The organism is Avibacterium endocarditidis (assembly GCF_965138825.1).
Taxonomy (GTDB): Bacteria; Pseudomonadota; Gammaproteobacteria; order Enterobacterales; family Pasteurellaceae; genus Avibacterium; species Avibacterium endocarditidis.
In genome coordinates this window covers 1-843 of sequence record NZ_CBCSDH010000037.1, presented here as the reverse complement: position 1 = coordinate 843, position 843 = coordinate 1, and the positions used below count along the sequence as shown (strand labels likewise).

General features: G+C 45.7%; 1 protein-coding gene. It reads left to right on the top strand.

Annotated elements, in window-relative coordinates; genetic code table 11:
* Positions 1-843 (top strand): IS110 family transposase (locus tag ACNAV8_RS11560; RefSeq protein ID WP_415777749.1); only part of this gene is annotated, 843 nt, incomplete at both ends.

The following is an 843-nucleotide window of genomic DNA, read 5'->3' as shown; positions in this document are numbered from 1 at the left end:
AACCAACAATCTGAAAGGGATTGCGCATACCATTGAGTATTTACGTAGTTTCAGTGTGGACTTAATTGTCCTTGAAAGCACCGGTGGGCTTGAACTTCCATTAGCTAAAGCACTCCACCGCGCAGGCTTTCGAGTGGTGATTGCCAACCCGCGACAAACCAATCAGTTTGCGATGTCACAGTCACTAGCAAAAACCGATAATAAAGATGCCAAAATGTTGGCTTTTTACGCCCAGATGCTGGCAATGCGTGATAATGTAGCGCAACAGCTTTACACACCACCAACGCCCGAGCAGGAACAGCTTGAAACCCTTGTTTCACGCTGTAATCAGCTTGTTGAAATGCGTTCCGCGGAGAAAAACCGCCTTGAACAAGTCCATTCCACACAACGACTCAGTGTTGAGCAGCATATCGACTATCTCTGTCTGCGTATTGATGAGCTGGATAGTGAAATCGAACAGCATCTCAAACATTTTGACGATACAATAAAAAAGTCTAAAGACATCAAAGGGTTGGGTACACAAACGATAGCCGTTTTGATGTCAATGTTGCCTGAGTTAGGTCAATACACACATAAACAAATTGCTTCGCTTGTTGGTGTGGCGCCACATCCGAAAGAAAGCGGTAACACCAAATGGAAAAGCCGCTGTTCAGGTGGTCGCAAAGCCGTGCGAAATGCGCTGTATATGGCTACATTTGTTTGCGTGCGTTTTGAGCCTAAGCTCAAACAATTTTACGAACGCTTACGCGCGAATGGTAAGGCGTTCAAAGTGGCGATTAACGCCTGTATGCGTAAGCTTCTAACCATTTTAAATGCGATTGTCCGCGATGGTTCGCAATGGGA